This window comes from Chryseobacterium sp. SIMBA_028 (assembly GCF_046535285.1).
Lineage (GTDB): Bacteria > Bacteroidota > Bacteroidia > Flavobacteriales > Weeksellaceae > Chryseobacterium.
On the sequence record NZ_JAWRWZ010000253.1, the window covers coordinates 1 to 274 of the forward strand.

1 protein-coding gene is annotated in these 274 nt (G+C 66.4%); it reads left to right on the forward strand.

The genetic code is table 11. The features are described from left to right. The coding region (locus tag SCA31_RS23340; RefSeq protein WP_410699403.1) for a hypothetical protein at window positions 1–274 on the forward strand (274 nt) is incomplete at both ends.

The following is a 274-nucleotide window of genomic DNA, read 5'->3' on the forward strand; positions in this document are numbered from 1 at the left end:
CTTTCCCGCTCCTCCGCAGGCCAGGTGTTGACGTGAGCCGGGTCCTCGCGGCGGCCTTCGCTTCGTTCGGTCAGCTGGCCGTCGTGGCTTTCGCCATCATAGCCACAGCCCCCCATGCGATGGCTGGCTTGATCATCCCGGAAAAATACCACGGATCCCTTGCCCTCCTGCCGTGGCTTGCTGCTGCGGGGCTCGGGTACGCAGTGCTCACCGTCCTGGCCACGCTCCTGTTGGCGTTGCGTGCCTATCGCCGGTGCCAGCTGGGCCTGGTCTG